Genomic DNA, 15,872 nt, shown 5'->3' on the forward strand with positions numbered 1-15,872 from the left:
CTGAAATAAATTCATCTTTCAGGATTGTTCATGCGTCGCCTGCCTCCCTTGAATGCCTTGCGTGTCTTTGAAGCATCGGCCCGAAAATCCAGCTTTGTTGCTGCCTCCGATGAGTTGGCTGTGACGGCTTCGGCGGTCAGCCATCAAATCAAGACACTTGAAGAATATCTGGGAGTACAGCTGTTCAGTCGCAACAAGCGCAAGGTGGCACTGACCTCCGCTGGAGAGCAGTATCTGAATGGCATCAAACACGCGCTGGATGAAATCGAGGTTGCTACCCAGCGGCTGACCAATGGCCACGAAAGCAATGTGGTGCAGATCAGTGTGGCGCCCAATTTTCTGACGCGCTGGCTGATGCCGCATATGTCGCAGTTTCAGGAGTTGTATCCGGATATTGAGTTGCAAATCAACGCCTCGCAGGGGCTGATTGATTTTAATCGTGTCAGTACGGATATCGCCATTTATTACGGTAATGGCGAGTGGGACGATATTGAAACCCATTTTCTCTGCAAGGTCATGCTGGTGCCGGTGTGTAGCCCGGCGCTGCTGTCCGGCAAATACCCGTTGGAAAAACCCAGTGACTTGCGTCGTCATACGCTGATTTACGTCAGCAAGCGCAAGTGGGAATGGGAAAACTGGATGCATCAGGCCGGGGTCGACAATCTGGTGCCGAAGGGCAGCTTGCAGCTGTCGAGCAGTCAGCTGGCGACGGCAGCGGCGCAGGAGAACCTGGGCGTGGCCTTGGCCGACAGTACGCTGACTTCCCGTGAAATTGCCTCTGGCCGCCTGATGATTCCGTTTAATATCCAGCTGGATACCAATAAGGCGTTTTACTTGGTGTACCGCAAAAACCGGCCCTTGACCACCGGGATGAAGGCTTTCAAGGAGTGGATGATGAGTGCCATGGCAGAGTCCGGTGACTCGGTTTCAACGGGGTTCTGATCGATAATGACGACGGACGGCCCGGGTACGCATTAATCGGCAATGTGGCTCGCTGGAGTGCTGGAGTGCATTGTGTTGGCCATATGATGCGAAGTTCGACTGCCGCCACGGTGCTGCCTATTCAAGATCTTGTTTTAAGATCTTGTTTTAAGATCTTGTTTTAAGATCTTGTTGCTAAACACCTGGCTGTCAGCCTTCAACCCATTATACCCATGACTGCGAATATGCCCTCGGAGCGATTCGCCACGTATACTGGCCCATCTTTTAATCTGCGGTCGGCCATTGACGGCTGGGCGTAACGGTTTTTGTTGCGGAAATTCAGGATTCTATGTCTTCAGCGTTATCAGTATCGTCAAACCAGGTTGTGCAGTTTTTTTTCAAGGACGGGGCCACCACCGCCATGTGTCGCTGGCTGGACTTCCGTTTGTTCGTGGCGCAAAAACCACTGTCATTAACAGCGTCCGACACCGCCAGTGGTGATGCCAGCAATACCCTGTCGCCAGTGGATTATTTGCGCCGTTGGGAACAACAAGCCTTGCAGCAGGGCAGCGACGACGGGCTGACAACCCCCGCCCGCTGGGTATTGTTGCTGTTGGGGCTGGTTATTGCGGTGGTCGGTTTTGCCAGTATGGCGGGGGTGTTGAACTACGCCAGCCAGCAGCCGGTGAATATCTGGGTACCTCTGCTGCTGTTCGCTTTCTTGCCCTTGCTGTTTACCCTGAGCAGCGCCTATATGACGGTGTTGGCACCAGCGCGTGAACCCGCTCGCCTGGCCAGTGCCCATCCCTTGTTGCTGGCGTTGGCCAACAAGCTGCGGCTGACGCATTTTTTGCCGTATCAGAAGGTGTTGTTCCCCTGGATGCTTTGGCAAACCCAGTGGCTGGGATTGGTTTTTTCAGTCGCTGCCTTGCTGGCCTTTTTTGCACTGGCGACCTTTCAGGATTATCAATTTGGCTGGTCGTCGACACTGATCAGTGACAATCGCACCATGGTACACATGATGGCGGTTGTCAGCTGGCCCTGGCACTGGTTAGTGGCATCACCGGGTCTTGAGCTGATCAGTCAGAGTCGTTTCAGTGCCCAGGATGTGATGGGGGCCGGTGCCGGTATGGGAAGCCGCCAGAGTGGCTGGTGGCCAACACTGGTGATGGCGATCATGGCGTACGGTATCTTGCCTCGGGTTGCGCTGGCGCTGTTGTTACGCTGGCGTTTTATCCGGCAGCTGCGCTGGAGCATTGCCAATAGCGCCGATGTTGAGCAATTTGTACTGGCACAGCAGCATCGGCAAAGCCACGAACCCCTGGTATCAGACGCAGCATTGGTGCTGCCAGACGAGATTGATATCAGCACTACGCCAGCCGATCTGATCAGTTGGCAGCAGCCAGATACCGACTGGCCGGTGGTCAAAAACCTGGGCAGTGGTGATTGGCTGGAAGACGAACAGTGGCTGGCCTCTGCCGACAGCAAGCGGCCGCGTCCGGTACTGCTGGTGGTGGATCCGGCGCAGACACCCACCGGTGAACTGGCAGACTGTATCGAGTTATTGCAGCACAACAATACCCAGGTTGTGCTGGTGCTGGTGTCCTCTGAGGTCGAGGATGAACGCTACCAGACCCTGCTTAAATCCTGGCAGTATTTTGCCAGCCGTCACCAGATTCCGTTAAAAAAGGGGTATTAGCATGACGATGCCAGGATTTGCGGTCGTTGGTCATCCGAACAAGGGTAAATCAAGCATCGTCGCGACCTTGACGCGTCAGGATGCAATCCGGATATCGGAAATTTCCGGTACCACGACAACAGCACAAGCGTTTGAGTTGTGTGTTGATGGTGTCAGTCATTATCGGCTGATTGATACGCCGGGGTTTCAGCGTCCACGACAAGTATTGTCCTGGTTGCAGCAACGGGCTCCCAATGCCGCTGAACGCAAACAGACGGTACAGGATTTTGTGACCGAACAACGGCATGCAGCGAGCAGCCGGTTTCAGGATGAAATCGAGCTGCTGCAGCCTATTCTGGATGGTGCCGGCATTATCTATGTGGTTGATGGATCCTTGCCTTACAGCCCGGAATTTGAAGCCGAAATGACCATTTTGCAGTGGACCGGGCAGCCTCGCATGGCACTGATCAATCCGATTGGCGGTGCTGCACATGTGGAAGAATGGCAAAACGCCCTGAGCCAGTATTTCAGTGTGGTGCGGGTGTTTGATCCCATGACCGCGGATCGCCAAAAGCAGTTTGCGGTGCTGTCGGCCTTTGCTGAATTACACGAACCCTGGCGACCTGCAATCGAAGCCACCATGGCGGCACTGACGCGTTATTTTGACCGTCTGGCCAGTCAGGGAGCGATGATTGTGGCTGAGCATATGGTGCAGATGATCAGTCATGTCAGTGATGTTCGGGTCCCGGCCGATTTTGCCAAATCTGCCTTGGAGACCCAGTTGAAAAGCCAGTATCAGCGCCACTTGCGCGATATGGAATTCAGTATGCAGCGCCAGCTACAGTCCTTGTTTGCCCATTCCAATATGCGAGTGCAAGCGCAGTTGTTAAGCGCTGATTACCCGGATCTGTTTGATAACAGTCACTGGTATCTTTACGGTCTGGATCGGCAGAAAATCGTTGCGCTGGCGGCCTCTGCCGGAGCGGCGGCGGGTGCGGTGCTGGATGCCGGGGTGGGTGGCAGTTCGTTGATGGCCGGAGCACTGGCGGGCGGACTGTTGTCCGGGCTGGCCTCATTGGCAGCAACCTGGAAACCGGAAAAACTGAACATCAAAGGTGTGCCGGTTGCGGGCAAAACCCTGACCGCCGGGCCAGTGCGGGATCTGACGTTTGTGTTTGTCTTGCTGGGGCGGGCGGTGGATTTTCTGGAGCTGATGCTGCGACGGACACATGCTGACCGTACCGTGGCAGAGCTGGCCTCGACCGGGTTGACTGAGCGCCTGGAGCGGTTGCCGAAACTGGAGCAGGTGCAGCTTACCCGCAGCTTGCAAAAAGCCGCCAAGGGGCTGAACGATAAAGAGCTGGTGCAACTGCGTGACTGGGTTTTGCAGCTGAGCCAGCCGGTGCCAGGGGACAGTCCGACTGGCAAGCCCGGTTAATCGGAACAGGCTTCTGAGCGCATATCAGCGATATATCCGCTGTGCCCATTCGGTCAGGCCGGAGACCACGCTGCCAAAATGATCACCGTCCAGCAATGGAATATCCCCCAGGGTGCGCGCCACCGCCTGACGAATGATTGGTGAGCGGGCACTGCCACCGGTGATAAATACCTGGTCTGGCTGCACACCGGCCTGGGCGACGGCTTCAGCCATCAGTTCACTGATACGTTGCAGCGGGCGCTGGATCGCATTTTCCAGTCCGCTTCTGGAGACCTGGGTGTCCAGCCCGGCTTCGACAAAATCCAGCGCTACGCGGGTGCTGTCGGTATCGGACAGGGCAATCTTGGCGTTTTCAGCACAGCGTACCAGCTGCTGGTTCTGCTTGTTGGTTTGCAAATGTAACAGGCGGCTGATCAGCTCTGGTTGCAGGCAGTCCCGTTGCAGTTGCTGCAAGTGGAGGGTGGTTTCCAGGCTGCTGAAGCGCGACAACGCACCGACATCATTGGTACAGACGGCATCGAGAAAGGTTTTGGTGGGCATGGGTTTGCCGCTTTTAAGGCTGGCGTTCATGCCAAACAGCGGCATCAGCTGTCTGCCCGCCAGCGTGATATCGAGATCATTTCCCCCGATGCGTTCACCGGTGTGGCCCAGAAAGTCGGCGCTGCGGTCGTCGCGGTCGCGGTGATCCGGGCCCATTCTCACCATGGCGCAGTCACTGGTACCACCACCGATATCCACCACCAACACCGTCTGGTTGCCGGTGAGATGACGCTCAAAGCTTAGCCCGGCGGCAATCGGCTCATAAAGAAACTCGACGGACTGAAAGCCGCTGCGTTTGGCCGCAATACTGAGGATATCCAGCGCCTGGCGGTTGCTGTGTTCGGCATTGACGCCCTGGAAGTTGACCGGTCGCCCGATTACCGTATGAGTCAGGGTCTGGCCAAGGGATAACTCGGCCCGCTGCTTCACCGTTTGCATCATGGCGGTCACGATGTCTTCAAAAAAATGCACAAACTCCGGTCGCAGGCCGCTGGCACCCAGGTAGGATTTGGGCGATTTGACGAAGTAGCCTTCTTCCGGATCGGCAAAATAGTGTGCAAAGGCTTGCTGGCCGACCTGCATAACGGCATCAGTGTCTTCGGAGGCTGGCCCCAGGTCCAGCTCACGCCGCGCCCGCTGGGCCAGTTGTAATGGCCCCCGCCGGGTTTTGATGAAATCATCCCGTTGCGGTCCTTCGGTCATGGCCAGTCCGACCTGCTCACAGATCAATTCCCGGCCGAGGGTGTACAGCGCCGACGGCATAAAGCATTGGTCGCCATCAACGGCCAGCAGTTGCACGGCATCCTGTGATTTGACGCCCATGGCGCAGTTGGAAGTACCGTAGTCGAAGCCGCAAATCATGGAATTCCTCGTGAGCCGGACAGCGAAAAGCCGCGCACATTAGCACAGCGGTTTGCGGGGTCAAGCAGGGAGGGGTAAGAAAACAATGGCGAACAGATACCCTGCTTAAGGAGGTCAAGACTCCATACAAAGCAGTATGTTTGACCGGCGTATGACTGCGCATGCTATGACAGGCCAATAACAAAAAACGTAGGCCTATATTTATGAACAAAACACTTTCTACCCTGGTGATCTGTGGTTCAGCATTAACCGCATCTTGTGCTCATATGGACAGCATGGACGGACAGGCGTCGGTGACTGAATCCGTCAAGGTGAATGCCCCTGCGGCAGAAGTCTGGGCATTGGTGGGGGAGTTTAATGATTTGAACCGCTGGCATCCGGCGGTAAAACTCAGCAAGCAGGTATCGGATCGACGTTATCTGACCTTGCAGGACGGTGCGGAAATTGTTGAAGAAGAGACCAGCCGCGACAACAACGGCATGAATTACAGCTATCGTATCCTCTCCGGGCCATTACCGGTCGAAGCGTATAACGCGACCATCCGTGTCACGTCGATGGGTGACAGTCAGTCGAAAGTCACCTGGCAATCGACCTTTGATGCCAAGGGTATGTCCCGACCGGAAGCCGAAGCCGTGATCAGTGGCGTTTATCGGGGTGGGCTGGATCAGCTACAACGGATGTATTAACAAAGAGATTCATGGGTTTTTCTTGTTCTCAGGAAATCAGGGCAAGAGCCGGGGTGATACACCGGCTCTTTGTCAGCTGTCTGTGTTTATTCTATTCGTCTTGTTCTTGTGTTCTCTTCCGTCAGCGCTCTCCCACCAGTACTGAAGGCTAACGGCGCGTTGTATTTTGCCAACGCATTTGCCGCCAGATTGTCTGTTGTTCTGCGTTGAGAAAACTCCAGGCAATAAAACGACTGCTTTTTTGACCTTGCGTCATGGTAATTGTTTGCTGCTGCACCACACCGATCTCTCGCAAGACCTTTTTCAGCGCCGGTAGCGCTGCCTGTCGTGATACCAGTGACGTAAACCAGTACACCTGGCTGGCGTACTGTTGGCTTTCCCGCATCATCTGACTGATAAAGTGGACTTCGCCACCTTCACACCATAATTCATTATTTTGACCACCGAAGTTGAGCGGCTGGTTTTTGGGAGTGGACTCTGAGCTGTGGCTTTCTTGAGGGGTGTCCCATTTGCCCAGGTTTTTCCATTTACGCTGGTTGCCACGCGACATCTGCTCTGGCGACTCATGGAACGGCGGGTTACACAGGGTCAGGTCGAGAAATTCATTGTGCTGTAGCACGTGAGTGAAATAACAGTCCTTGTCGGGTTGCTGGCGCAGGCTAATGACGGCCTGTTGTAACGGGTTGGCGGTCAGCACACGTTCGGCGGATGCCAGGGAGACCGGGTCGATATCTGCGGCAATAAAGCGCCAGCCATATTCGCTCTGGCCGATCAGCGGATAAATGCAGTTGGCACCACAGCCAATGTCCATGGCCTGAATACGCTTGCCCGCCGGTATTTTGCCACCATTGGCGGCTGCCAACAGGTCGGCCAGATTATGGATATAGTCTGCGCGTCCAGGGATGGGAGGGCAGAGGTAGCCGTCGGGAATATCCCAGTCATTGATTTGGTACCAGTTTTGTAACAAGGCCCGGTTTAATGCCTTGATGGCCACCGGGTCGGTAAAGTCGATGGAATGATTGCCACTTGGGGTGAGCCGAATAAAAGCGGCTAACTCAGGGCTGGTGGCCGTCAATGCGTCAAAGTCATAACGCTGCTGGTGGCGATTGCGCGGATGTAATGCCGCTGCCTTGTTTGCCGCTGGGGTGGCAGATGGTTTGTGGCTGGATGAGCGGGGAAACGACTTTCGGGACATGATGACTCTGGTGGGGTGGTGGTTGAGACGGTGGCTGATCGTATGAATGCAGTGTCCGGAATCAGTAACCGGGCTGTGGCCACTGCAAGGCAAAACGAAAGGTCGCCTGCAGTATAAAGATCATTGGTGGCAGGGAACACTCAATTATTCCCCATTGGGTATTGCGGAGTTTTTATAAAAAAGAAAATAGATCCAAGGGTGTTGGTTGTAAAAAATTAAATATTAATCATATTGTCATCTTTGTTTTGATATTACATTTCTGATTTTTTAGATTGTCCGATTGTCGATAATTAAAAAACCAAGGTTTTATAATTTTCATATAACTAATTGGTTATATGTTATATGTTATATGATGTGATTTATGTCATTATTTTTTTTCATATTTCGCGGCTACAATCACCGGCCTGTTGGTTGAGACCGTTTGGTCTGAATTCTATACGTGCTTATTTGAATGCAGATGTTTGGCGTTGAAGTAGCCATTGTATTTCTGCGATTAAAGGAGATGGTCGTGAGTTATTTTGTCTGGAATGCTTCGTATGATATTGGTGTTGACATTATTGATAGTCAGCATAGACGTATCGCAGACTATGTGAATGATTTGCACCATGCGATCGAGCATAATGACGTTAGTGAAGTCTATAGCGTGATGGATCGGTTGAAAGATTATACCGTTGATCACTTCAGCTTTGAGGAGCAGTTGATGGCGCGGGCAGGCTACCCGTTGCTGGATGATCACTTACTGATACATGAGAAGTTTTGTGAACATATGGAGTTGCTGAGAGAGCAGCTCCATGGTGGTACAGACCCGATGAATGTCGCCCGGAAAATGCGTACAGGGCTGATGCGCTGGCTGCTGCAGCACATCAAGGAAGAAGATCAGAACTATGCGTCTCTGGTGCGTAAGGCATTACGCAAGGAAAGCAGTTGGGTCAGCGCAACGCTGAAGCGAGTGTTTGGTTCCGTGGATCATCATGCTTGATGCAGAATAAAAAAAATACGATATTTAAAAGTATGAGCGACAATAAAATGTGATCTGGTTATCAAAATAAAAAAAATCAAACGATGGCTTTATTGACAGCTATAAAAACAAGGCTGGCTTTGAATGGTTGTTTGTGGCTGGGTGCATTTTTTTGAATGACATATTGCGCCACCAAGTGGTGCAATATGTCATGGGTGTCATTTAAAAATTATTTCGCTGACTTTTTTCTGGCTGTGCTTGCCGCTGTTTCTTTCTGTTACCTATGGTAAGTAACTTGTTTCCAATGGTTACATGATTGTTTTATTTCCTGAATAATACGGTTTTTTATTGGTCAGTGGTTGCTGGAAAAGTCAATATTGACAATCGTAACCGTCAAAACTGTCGATATCCTTCTTCCATTAATACTTGTTGCACCGTTGGGCGTTGCGTCATTGCCTGGTAATGAATTTGGCAGGCACTGGGTAATGTCATACCCAGACGGTTGGCCCAGAACTCGTTATAAAACAGCGCGGCATCCACAATTGACAACTGCTCATACAGTAATGCACCGGGAGATGCTTCCAGCCATTGGGCAACCTGGTGGAAGCCTTTTTGTACCAGAGTCCGGCCCTGGCGCTCGATGGCATCACGATCATCCGCATGCAGCAGGTAGCGCTCGGGAGTAAAAATACGGGTAAAACCGTGTCCATGCAGGGTGCCGACCAGATAATTGAGCCGGTCGAGGGCAACAGCCTGGGCCGTCGGATCGCTTGGTAACAAGGCTTTTTTCGGCCAGCGCTGGGCCAGCCACCAGGCAATGGCAACAAAATCGGTCAACGCCGTGCCGTCATCAAGCACCAGGGTGGGAATGGTGCCCTTCGGGTTGATAGCCAGGTACTCCGGCTTTTGTCCATCGCCCGCGGGCAGGTTCAGAACAGTGGCACTGAATACCTGTTCCAGTTCTTCCAGCAGAATATGAATACCTGTCGAGCAGGAGCCGGGGGTCATATAAAACGTCATCATCAGGCGTTACCTCATTGGCAGGGAAGACGCTGATATTGCAAATACACAACCAATCTGTACGTGATGGCATTTTCTGCTCTGGACCCGGTGGGAGCTCTTGCCTGTTGGTCTGGCTGGTCGATTGGGGGCTGGCTGGCGCTGTCGCAAAGCCGACAAGCCGGGAACAGCGACCGGTTTTGTCACGTTTCTTCCGGGGGATGTAACGACCCGGAGCGCAAGGAATCCATGTGGTGATGGCATGTACAGGGGGCTGCTTGGCCAGTCGTCGGTAGGAATGGAGATTGCACTCTGACCAGCTTACATTTATCGCGGGTTGGTATTGTTTATGACGGATTCTTCGACTTCTACAGCGTGCCTGTCACCGGAATCTGCCCCTCAGGATCTTGAACTGCAGCTAGATTGGTCTGCTTACCGTGATGCGGGGATGGGGGACGCGTATGCCGATATTCCCAAATACGGCGGCCATTACGCCAAGGCCATTGCCGCGTGTATCAATAGTCGCCAGTGCGAAGCCGCTGGCAAGCAGGTGATGTGCCCCAGTTATCGGGTCAGCGGTGATCCGAATCTGGCTACCGGTGGCCGGGTGCGTCTGCTCAAGGCGGCCTTGTCGACGCGTCAGGATTCAGCGCCGTTGCTGGACCCGGAATTGCAGCAGGCAATGGATCTGTGTGTCAGTTGCAAGGGCTGCAAGCGCGAGTGTGAAAGCAGTGTCGATATGCCGCTGATCAAGGCTGAATATCTGGCACAAAAATACGCCCTTCAGCCTCGCAGTTGGCGTTCCCGTCTGATGGCTTCATTGCCGCAATGGCAGCATCAGCATCCCTGGCTGGATACCTTGATACAGCTGCGTAACCGCAGTGGCTGGCTGCGTCGGATGGTGGACCCTGTGATGGGTCTGAACCCGGCGGTGAAGCTGCCGGTCCGTTCCCCCAAGCGGCTTGAGGCACTGGCCAGTCCGGCGGTTGCTGGCAACCTTAATGGCCATAAAGTTGCGATGTTTGTGGATACCTTTACGCGTTATTACGAGCCGCATATTGTTGAGGCCGCCATTACGGTGCTGGAGGCGGGTGGATATCAGGTGCGGTTGCTGCAGCCGGATGCTCATGCCAGTGGTTCCAGCCAGGATGCACGACCATATTGTTGTGGTCGTACCTGGTTGGCACAGGGCATGATTGATCAGGCCCGGACGGAGGCCAGTCGGCTGATTCAGGCTATATTGCCGCTGGTTGAGCAGGGTTACAGTATTGTGGGGCTGGAAGCCTCTTGTGTGCTGGGCTTGCGCGATGACGCCCAGGCATTGGGGCTGGGGGAGGCCGCGGTTACAGCAGCCAAACACAGTCTGTTGTTTGAAGAGTTTATTGCGCGTGAGAGCAAGTCCGGGCGCTTGAATCTGCCGTTGTCGAGTCCGGTTTCCGGCACGCTGGTACATGGTCACTGCCATCAGAAAGCCGTTGGGGCGATGAAGTCCGTGCGGCGGGTGCTGAAGCTGATTCCGGAGCATTCGTTTGATTTTATCGAATCCAGCTGCTGCGGCATGGCTGGCAGTTTTGGGCTGGAAGCCGAGCATGCGCAGCACAGCCTGGCCATGGCACAGCAAGGCTTGCTGCCCGCGCTGAGTAACCGGGGCGACCGGCAGGTCCTGGCGAATGGATTTTCCTGTCGCCAGCAAATACGCCAGCACAGCGATGCCCGGCCCATGCATCTGGCGGAGCTGCTGGCGGATTGTCTGGTGGAGACGGCCGGCCGTGAATAAAGCCGGCTTCGGGTAATATCGATGTCAGGCCGATGGCGGTGTAACCCAGCGAAACGTCAGGTTGATACGGGGCTGTTGTACGCCAGGTTCGGCGATCACTGCGTGCTCCCAGTGTTGCTGACATTGCGGCTGCATCAGCCAGAGATCACCACTATGCATCGGAACCGCTCGTTGCTGTTCTGGTGCGACTTTAGGCCGCAAGCGGAATATCCGTGTAGCGCCCACCGACAGGGAAGCAATCACTGGTGCTGGCCCCAGCTCCGGTTCATCATCGGCATGCCAGCCAACAGAGTCTGACCCTGAACGATACAGGGTTGCCAGTACCGAGTTAAAACGCTGCCGGGTCTGGGTTTCCACTTGCTGGCGCAGGTGCTGCAAAGGTTCTGGCCACGGTTGGGTGGGTAATAAATTATCAGAATAGCGATAACAAATCCCCTCATCGGCAAACCAGGCCTGTCGTCGCGGGATCGGGAAGCGCCGCCCAAATGCTTCGTAGCCGTCATCACTCCAGGTAATATTGTTGAGAAGCCAGACTTGCCAGGCATCGGCTTCTGCTGGTGTCATCAGGGAGCCAATATAATGTAGTCCAGCGTCGGTGAGGCTTTCAGCAGTGTTGGATGATGGTGTTTTGGTAACATGGCTCACGACGGCGTTTCTCATTGTACGGTTTGTGGTGTGGTGTGGTGTGGTGTGCGGTCTTGGTATTTGTTGCTGCAGCATCGGTGCCATTCTTGGTCCCGGTTGGATTTCACCTTGCTGTTATTGCTGCTCGTTGTAATCTGATCACCTGATCGTGTTCTTTGGTTATTATCAATCACGTTTTTTCTGCTCAATCTGTCGGATTCTGGATGTCTTCCCCTTTGTGGTTCCTTACTTGTTTGCGGTGCTGGCTGAATACTGGCGCCGGTACTCCCCCGTTAGCGGGCTGGCTGTTGTTATTGGCGTTGGTACTGGTGTTGACCAACGCGCTGTTGATCGATTTTCCAGCCTGGGTGGCTGGTGTACCGCTGTGGGTCGCAACGGCCTTGTTGATCCCTCAGATAAAAGCGTCCCAACGCCGACAGGTTGGCGGGCTGATGCTGGTGGGTGTTGCCGGGCTGGTCTTTGCTGCCTGGCAGGGTTCCTCTGCCTCGTATTGGCTCAAGGCGGTTGAGGGTAATCAGATGCTGCTGGCGATGATCATTGGCGTCAGTTTTTTACGGCTGGTGGCGTTGGCGGGAATGAGTGCCACAGAACGGTTGCCACAAGGCGTCCAGGCGCTGCAAAAAACCTTGTTCAGTACTCATCTGATTGCATCGGTATTGAATATCTCTGCCGCACTGATTGTTGGTGACCGTCTGGCCCATGCTCGTCAGCATCAGCCCTTGCAACCCGAACAGGGCATGGTGCTGTTGCGAGCCTTTTCGGCCTGCGCTTTTTGGTCACCTTTCTTTGCAGCGATGGGATTGACGTTGCTGAGCGCTCCGGGGGCGCAATTAATAACACTGGTGCTGTTCGGTTTGCCGTTGGCATTGGTGGCGCTGCTGTTTTCTGCCTGGGAGATTCGCCGTAACCCGGCAGCGAAAAACGCCATCGGCTACCCTTTGCGCTGGTCGTCGCTCTGGATGCCGTTGGTATTGGCGGTACTGGTGATCGTCAGCCACTGGATCTGGCCAGAACTGGCGGTACTGACGCTTGTTACCCTGATAGCGATTGTATTCTCATTGATCTGGCTGCTGCTGACGCGAGGCGGAAAAGGTGCCAAAGACATTGTGCAACATATCCGGGTGGGACTGCCTGGCATGTGCAGTGAAATTGCCTTGTTTCTCGGGGCGGCAGTCCTGGCGGCGGGGGTGTCAGCCAGTATGAATGCCTTGGATATATCCGTTGCTCCCGCTCAGTTTGGTGCTTTAGAAGCCTGTGTCACCCTGTTGGTGCTGGTTATCGCCGCGATTGCGGGGATGCATCCAGTGACCAGTGTTGTGCTGGCGGGCAGTTTGTTGGCGGGTAGCGTGGATGACCCGAACCTGCTCGGTTTGACCTTTTTGATGGGGTGGGCCATTGGCGTAGGGATTTCGCCACTGTCGGGTATTCAACTGAGTTTGCAGGCGCGTTTTGGTATGAGCGCCCGTGCCATGATGTGGGCCAATCGTTATTACGCGTTGCTGATGTTGCCGCTGTGCTGCGCAACCTTGTATGGGTATGGGTATCTGATAACTCTATAAGGTTGTTAAGCGGTGATCTGATTGCTTGGAAAGCTGACTGGCAGCGTAAAAGGGTGGCAATTGCCCTGAGGGTTGAGGGAATTGCCAGTGCCTAGGATTGTATCAATCATGCAAAAAAGCGTTTCACCATACGGCCGACAAACCCTCCTTCAAGTGATTTGCGGACGTAAGGGACATAATCCTTATCGTCGCGCTGGATATGATTGGTGAGCCACAAACCGATGTCTGAGCGGACTTCTTTGGCAACCTTGAAACAGTCTTCGCCGTTTTCGATGCGTTGATTGTAGGACAAAGCGCGATCACGAAAGGCTTCGTGCACTTTGGCATGAGCTGCCAAAATAGGATAATTGGCGCGCTCCATCAAAGTCTCTTCAAAAGCATTGTGTGAGATGGAATAGTCGATCAATGACCCCGCAATCTGTTTTACGGCATCAGAGTCTTGCATCAAAATAGCTCTGTCAACTTCAAGAATATATTCGAATATCCGCTTGTGTTGAGAGTCAATGATATCAATACCTGTTTCAAATTCGGGTATCCACTGGAATTTCTGCATATATATTATTCCTTTAAAATTACAATAAATTCAAAATGAAATCTGACTCATCAAGGCAGCAGTTTTTTGTGACGTTTAATGTTCTTTGTTTGTAAATGTGACCTGGTTCGTGTTTTAACCACAGAAAATAAGACAAGTAGATCTTGTGGTTTATTTAGGCTCTAAATAAATTCAGACACATTTGTTGACACATAGAAAACCGGTTATTTATTCCATCGTGTTTGTGATGGTTTTGTTACTCTAGCACCGGGGATTCTTTTGCGTAAATAACAAGATTTGTAAATTTTGTAAGTTTCGTAAGTATGATTGATATTGATGTTTTTTTGATGATCTCATGATCATTCTACTGGGGTATCATGACATATGGGGCGGTGATGAGTGTTATGACTGTTATGACAATGGCTGTGACAGCAGGAGAGAGTGACGTTATTTGAATATATGAAATGGCGGCGTATTGAGATGAGCTGCAGACCTGTGTGGTTTGGCGGTTCACACAAGCCTACAGTCCTACAGCGTATCACCATGTGAATAGACATGCTGACCAAGAGGATCAGGCAAAAAAGCGTTTGACCATGCGGCTGACAAATCCCCCCTCGAGTGATTTACGGACGTAAGGGACATAATCCTTATCGTCGCGCTGGATATGATTGGTGAGCCACAAGCCGATATCCGAGCGGACTTCCTTGGCCACGTTAAAGCAGTCCTCACCCTCTTCGAGGCGCTTGTCGTAAGAAAGTACCCGTTTCCGGAAGGCTTCATGCACCTTGGCATGAGCATTCAGAATGGGGTAGTTGGCGCGTTCCATTAAGGTTTCTTCAAAGGAATTATGAGAAATTGAGTAATCAATCAATGCCTTGGCAATTTGTTTTACCGAGTCCGGATTTCTCATCAGGATGGCTTTATCAACCTCAATTATGTATTCAAAGATTCGTTTGTGCTGAGAGTCAATGACATCAATACCGGTTTCAAATTCTGGTATCCATTGGAATTTTTGCATGTCTTAACCTTGTGGATTTTAATAAATCCAGGAAATTGAATTTTATTTAATCAATGAATATAAAGTATATTGTTGATATATTTATAATCATAGTTGCCGAAATAAAAATTTCAGAGTGGCCAGTGTTTTCGCAATTATGTTGTTTTTATGGGTATGCGATTTTTATATCTTTAAGGTCGTTTTTTATTGGGTGTTGCTTTCGACTCTGAAAATTGATTTTGATCGATTCTCGAACGAAAGCAAAAAATCTTGAAGGGTTGATTTCGGTAAAAAAATTGCTAAATGAGTCGGATATGAATGATTGTTTATTCATGTAAAATAAAGCCTTCCAACTACTGCTATGGTGCTAAAAATTTGATGCTAGCAGAAGAAATTATGGATCGCAAATAAAAAATATATTGTTATTTTTGTCAATAATCAGGGTGGGTTTTCTAAGTTGATAAGCCTATCAATATAAAAGGCAAATCTCTGCCAGGTTGGATTTATATAGAATGGCGCATGGGTTGTTGGGGGCCAGAGTGCCTGGCAAGGCAGGCAGCCTGGGGGTTATGGCGAAGTGATCCGTATGCAGGTTGAACAAATCAGGCAAAAAAGCGTTTCACCATACGGCCGACAAATCCGCCTTCAAGTGATTTGCGGACGTAAGGGACATAATCCTTATCGTCGCGCTGGATATGATTGGTGAGCCACAAGCCGATGTCCGAGCGGACTTCTTTGGCAACCTTGAAACAGTCTTCGCCGTTTTCCAGACGTTGATTGTAGGACAAAGCGCGATCACGAAAGGCTTCGTGCACTTTGGCGTGAGCATCAAGGATGGGGTAGCCAGCGCGCTCCATCAGAGTTTCTTCAAAAGCATTGTGTGAGATGGAATAGTCGATCAGAGACCGGGCAATCTGTTTTACAGATTCCGGGTTTTTCATCTTTATCGCCTTGTCGACCTCGAGGATATACTCAAAAATTCGCTTGTGTTGAGAGTCAACTACATCGATTCCTGTTTCGAATCCGGGCACCCACTGGAACTGTTGCATGTGTATTCCTCCTTTAAGTATACGCTAGTCCAGCAAA

General features: G+C 52.0%; 14 protein-coding genes. 7 read left to right on the forward strand and 7 right to left on the reverse strand.

The window, feature by feature from the left end; translation table 11 throughout:
- Positions 1-30 precede the first annotated feature (30 nt).
- The 3 genes from gcvA to Q8W32_RS00565 all read left to right on the forward strand — a co-directional run bounded on the left by gcvA (position 31) and on the right by Q8W32_RS00565 (position 4,037).
- Positions 31-942: a transcriptional regulator GcvA gene (gene gcvA / locus Q8W32_RS00555; protein ID WP_303434317.1), complete on the forward strand. Its 912-nt coding sequence runs from the start codon at positions 31-33 to the stop codon at positions 940-942.
- A gap of 328 nt (positions 943-1,270) precedes the next feature.
- Entirely contained in the window at positions 1,271-2,620 is a 1,350-nt protein-coding gene (locus Q8W32_RS00560) for a DUF2868 domain-containing protein (protein ID WP_305413206.1), read from the forward strand.
- Between the two features lies 1 nt (position 2,621).
- Entirely contained in the window at positions 2,622-4,037 is a 1,416-nt protein-coding gene (locus Q8W32_RS00565) for a DUF3482 domain-containing protein (protein WP_305413207.1), read from the forward strand.
- Positions 4,038-4,061: 24 nt separating this feature from the next.
- On the opposite strand, the gene yegD is transcribed toward Q8W32_RS00565, so the two are convergent.
- Positions 4,062-5,438, reverse strand: coding sequence for a molecular chaperone (gene yegD, locus Q8W32_RS00570; RefSeq protein ID WP_305413208.1), 1,377 nt, complete (start codon positions 5,436-5,438; stop codon positions 4,062-4,064).
- 203 nt (positions 5,439-5,641) lie between these two features.
- Between yegD and Q8W32_RS00575 the strand changes: the two genes are divergently transcribed.
- Positions 5,642-6,124, forward strand: a complete 483-nt coding sequence (locus Q8W32_RS00575; protein WP_305413209.1) for an SRPBCC family protein — start codon at positions 5,642-5,644, stop codon at positions 6,122-6,124.
- A 148-nt stretch (positions 6,125-6,272) separates the two neighbouring features.
- Here the strand turns inward: Q8W32_RS00575 and rlmF are convergent, their stop codons facing one another.
- Positions 6,273-7,319 (reverse strand): 23S rRNA (adenine(1618)-N(6))-methyltransferase RlmF, encoded by a 1,047-nt coding sequence (gene rlmF / locus Q8W32_RS00580; RefSeq protein ID WP_305413210.1) that lies wholly within the window; start codon positions 7,317-7,319, stop codon positions 6,273-6,275.
- Between the two features lie 508 nt (positions 7,320-7,827).
- On the opposite strand from rlmF, the gene Q8W32_RS00585 reads away from it, so the two are divergent.
- The gene (locus Q8W32_RS00585) at positions 7,828-8,298 is read left to right on the forward strand and encodes a bacteriohemerythrin (RefSeq protein WP_303434311.1); all 471 of its coding nucleotides are present in this window, start codon (positions 7,828-7,830) and stop codon (positions 8,296-8,298) included.
- A gap of 372 nt (positions 8,299-8,670) precedes the next feature.
- Here the strand turns inward: Q8W32_RS00585 and Q8W32_RS00590 are convergent, their stop codons facing one another.
- Positions 8,671-9,300, reverse strand: coding sequence for a glutathione S-transferase family protein (locus Q8W32_RS00590; protein ID WP_303434310.1), 630 nt, complete (start codon positions 9,298-9,300; stop codon positions 8,671-8,673).
- Between the two features lie 325 nt (positions 9,301-9,625).
- Between Q8W32_RS00590 and Q8W32_RS00595 the strand changes: the two genes are divergently transcribed.
- On the forward strand, positions 9,626-11,053 hold the full coding sequence (locus Q8W32_RS00595) for a (Fe-S)-binding protein (RefSeq protein ID WP_305413211.1): 1,428 nt from the start codon (positions 9,626-9,628) through the stop codon (positions 11,051-11,053).
- Between the two features lie 24 nt (positions 11,054-11,077).
- On the opposite strand, the gene Q8W32_RS00600 is transcribed toward Q8W32_RS00595, so the two are convergent.
- Complete coding sequence (locus tag Q8W32_RS00600; protein ID WP_305413212.1) at positions 11,078-11,698, reverse strand: alpha-ketoglutarate-dependent dioxygenase AlkB; 621 nt, start codon at positions 11,696-11,698, stop codon at positions 11,078-11,080.
- Positions 11,699-11,901: 203 nt separating this feature from the next.
- On the opposite strand from Q8W32_RS00600, the gene Q8W32_RS00605 reads away from it, so the two are divergent.
- Positions 11,902-13,257 carry a hypothetical protein gene (locus tag Q8W32_RS00605; protein WP_305413213.1) on the forward strand — a complete coding sequence of 452 codons (1,356 nt, stop codon included), beginning with the start codon at positions 11,902-11,904 and terminating at the stop codon, positions 13,255-13,257.
- Between the two features lie 106 nt (positions 13,258-13,363).
- On the opposite strand, the gene Q8W32_RS00610 is transcribed toward Q8W32_RS00605, so the two are convergent.
- The 3 genes from Q8W32_RS00610 to Q8W32_RS00620 form a co-directional block, all read right to left on the reverse strand.
- Positions 13,364-13,810 (reverse strand): bacteriohemerythrin, encoded by a 447-nt coding sequence (locus Q8W32_RS00610; protein WP_305413214.1) that lies wholly within the window; start codon positions 13,808-13,810, stop codon positions 13,364-13,366.
- Between the two features lie 550 nt (positions 13,811-14,360).
- Positions 14,361-14,807 carry a bacteriohemerythrin gene (locus Q8W32_RS00615; protein WP_303431710.1) on the reverse strand — a complete coding sequence of 149 codons (447 nt, stop codon included), beginning with the start codon at positions 14,805-14,807 and terminating at the stop codon, positions 14,361-14,363.
- A gap of 581 nt (positions 14,808-15,388) precedes the next feature.
- A complete protein-coding gene (locus tag Q8W32_RS00620) occupies positions 15,389-15,835 on the reverse strand; it encodes a bacteriohemerythrin (RefSeq protein WP_303431709.1) in 447 nt (148 codons plus the stop codon).
- Between the last annotated feature and the right edge of the window lie 37 nt (positions 15,836-15,872).

The organism is Oceanobacter sp. 3_MG-2023 (assembly GCF_030688925.1).
In the GTDB taxonomy this organism is placed as follows: Bacteria; Pseudomonadota; Gammaproteobacteria; order Pseudomonadales; family Oceanobacteraceae; genus Oceanobacter.

Bases quoted from the DNA above. Each gene is read 5' to 3' on its own strand.
- yegD (WP_305413208.1), bottom strand. From the start codon at position 5,438: ATGATTTGCGGCTTCGACTACGGTACTTCCAACTGCGCCATGGGCGTC.
- Q8W32_RS00595 (WP_305413211.1), top strand. From the start codon at position 9,626: ATGACGGATTCTTCGACTTCTACAGCGTGCCTGTCACCGGAATCTGCC.
- Q8W32_RS00575 (WP_305413209.1), top strand. From the start codon at position 5,642: ATGAACAAAACACTTTCTACCCTGGTGATCTGTGGTTCAGCATTAACC.
- Q8W32_RS00620 (WP_303431709.1), bottom strand. From the start codon at position 15,835: ATGCAACAGTTCCAGTGGGTGCCCGGATTCGAAACAGGAATCGATGTA.
- Q8W32_RS00565 (WP_305413207.1), top strand. From the start codon at position 2,622: ATGACGATGCCAGGATTTGCGGTCGTTGGTCATCCGAACAAGGGTAAA.
- Q8W32_RS00615 (WP_303431710.1), bottom strand. From the start codon at position 14,807: ATGCAAAAATTCCAATGGATACCAGAATTTGAAACCGGTATTGATGTC.
- rlmF (WP_305413210.1), bottom strand. From the start codon at position 7,319: ATGTCCCGAAAGTCGTTTCCCCGCTCATCCAGCCACAAACCATCTGCC.
- Q8W32_RS00605 (WP_305413213.1), top strand. From the start codon at position 11,902: ATGTCTTCCCCTTTGTGGTTCCTTACTTGTTTGCGGTGCTGGCTGAAT.
- gcvA (WP_303434317.1), top strand. From the start codon at position 31: ATGCGTCGCCTGCCTCCCTTGAATGCCTTGCGTGTCTTTGAAGCATCG.
- Q8W32_RS00560 (WP_305413206.1), top strand. From the start codon at position 1,271: ATGTCTTCAGCGTTATCAGTATCGTCAAACCAGGTTGTGCAGTTTTTT.
- Q8W32_RS00590 (WP_303434310.1), bottom strand. From the start codon at position 9,300: ATGATGACGTTTTATATGACCCCCGGCTCCTGCTCGACAGGTATTCAT.
- Q8W32_RS00610 (WP_305413214.1), bottom strand. From the start codon at position 13,810: ATGCAGAAATTCCAGTGGATACCCGAATTTGAAACAGGTATTGATATC.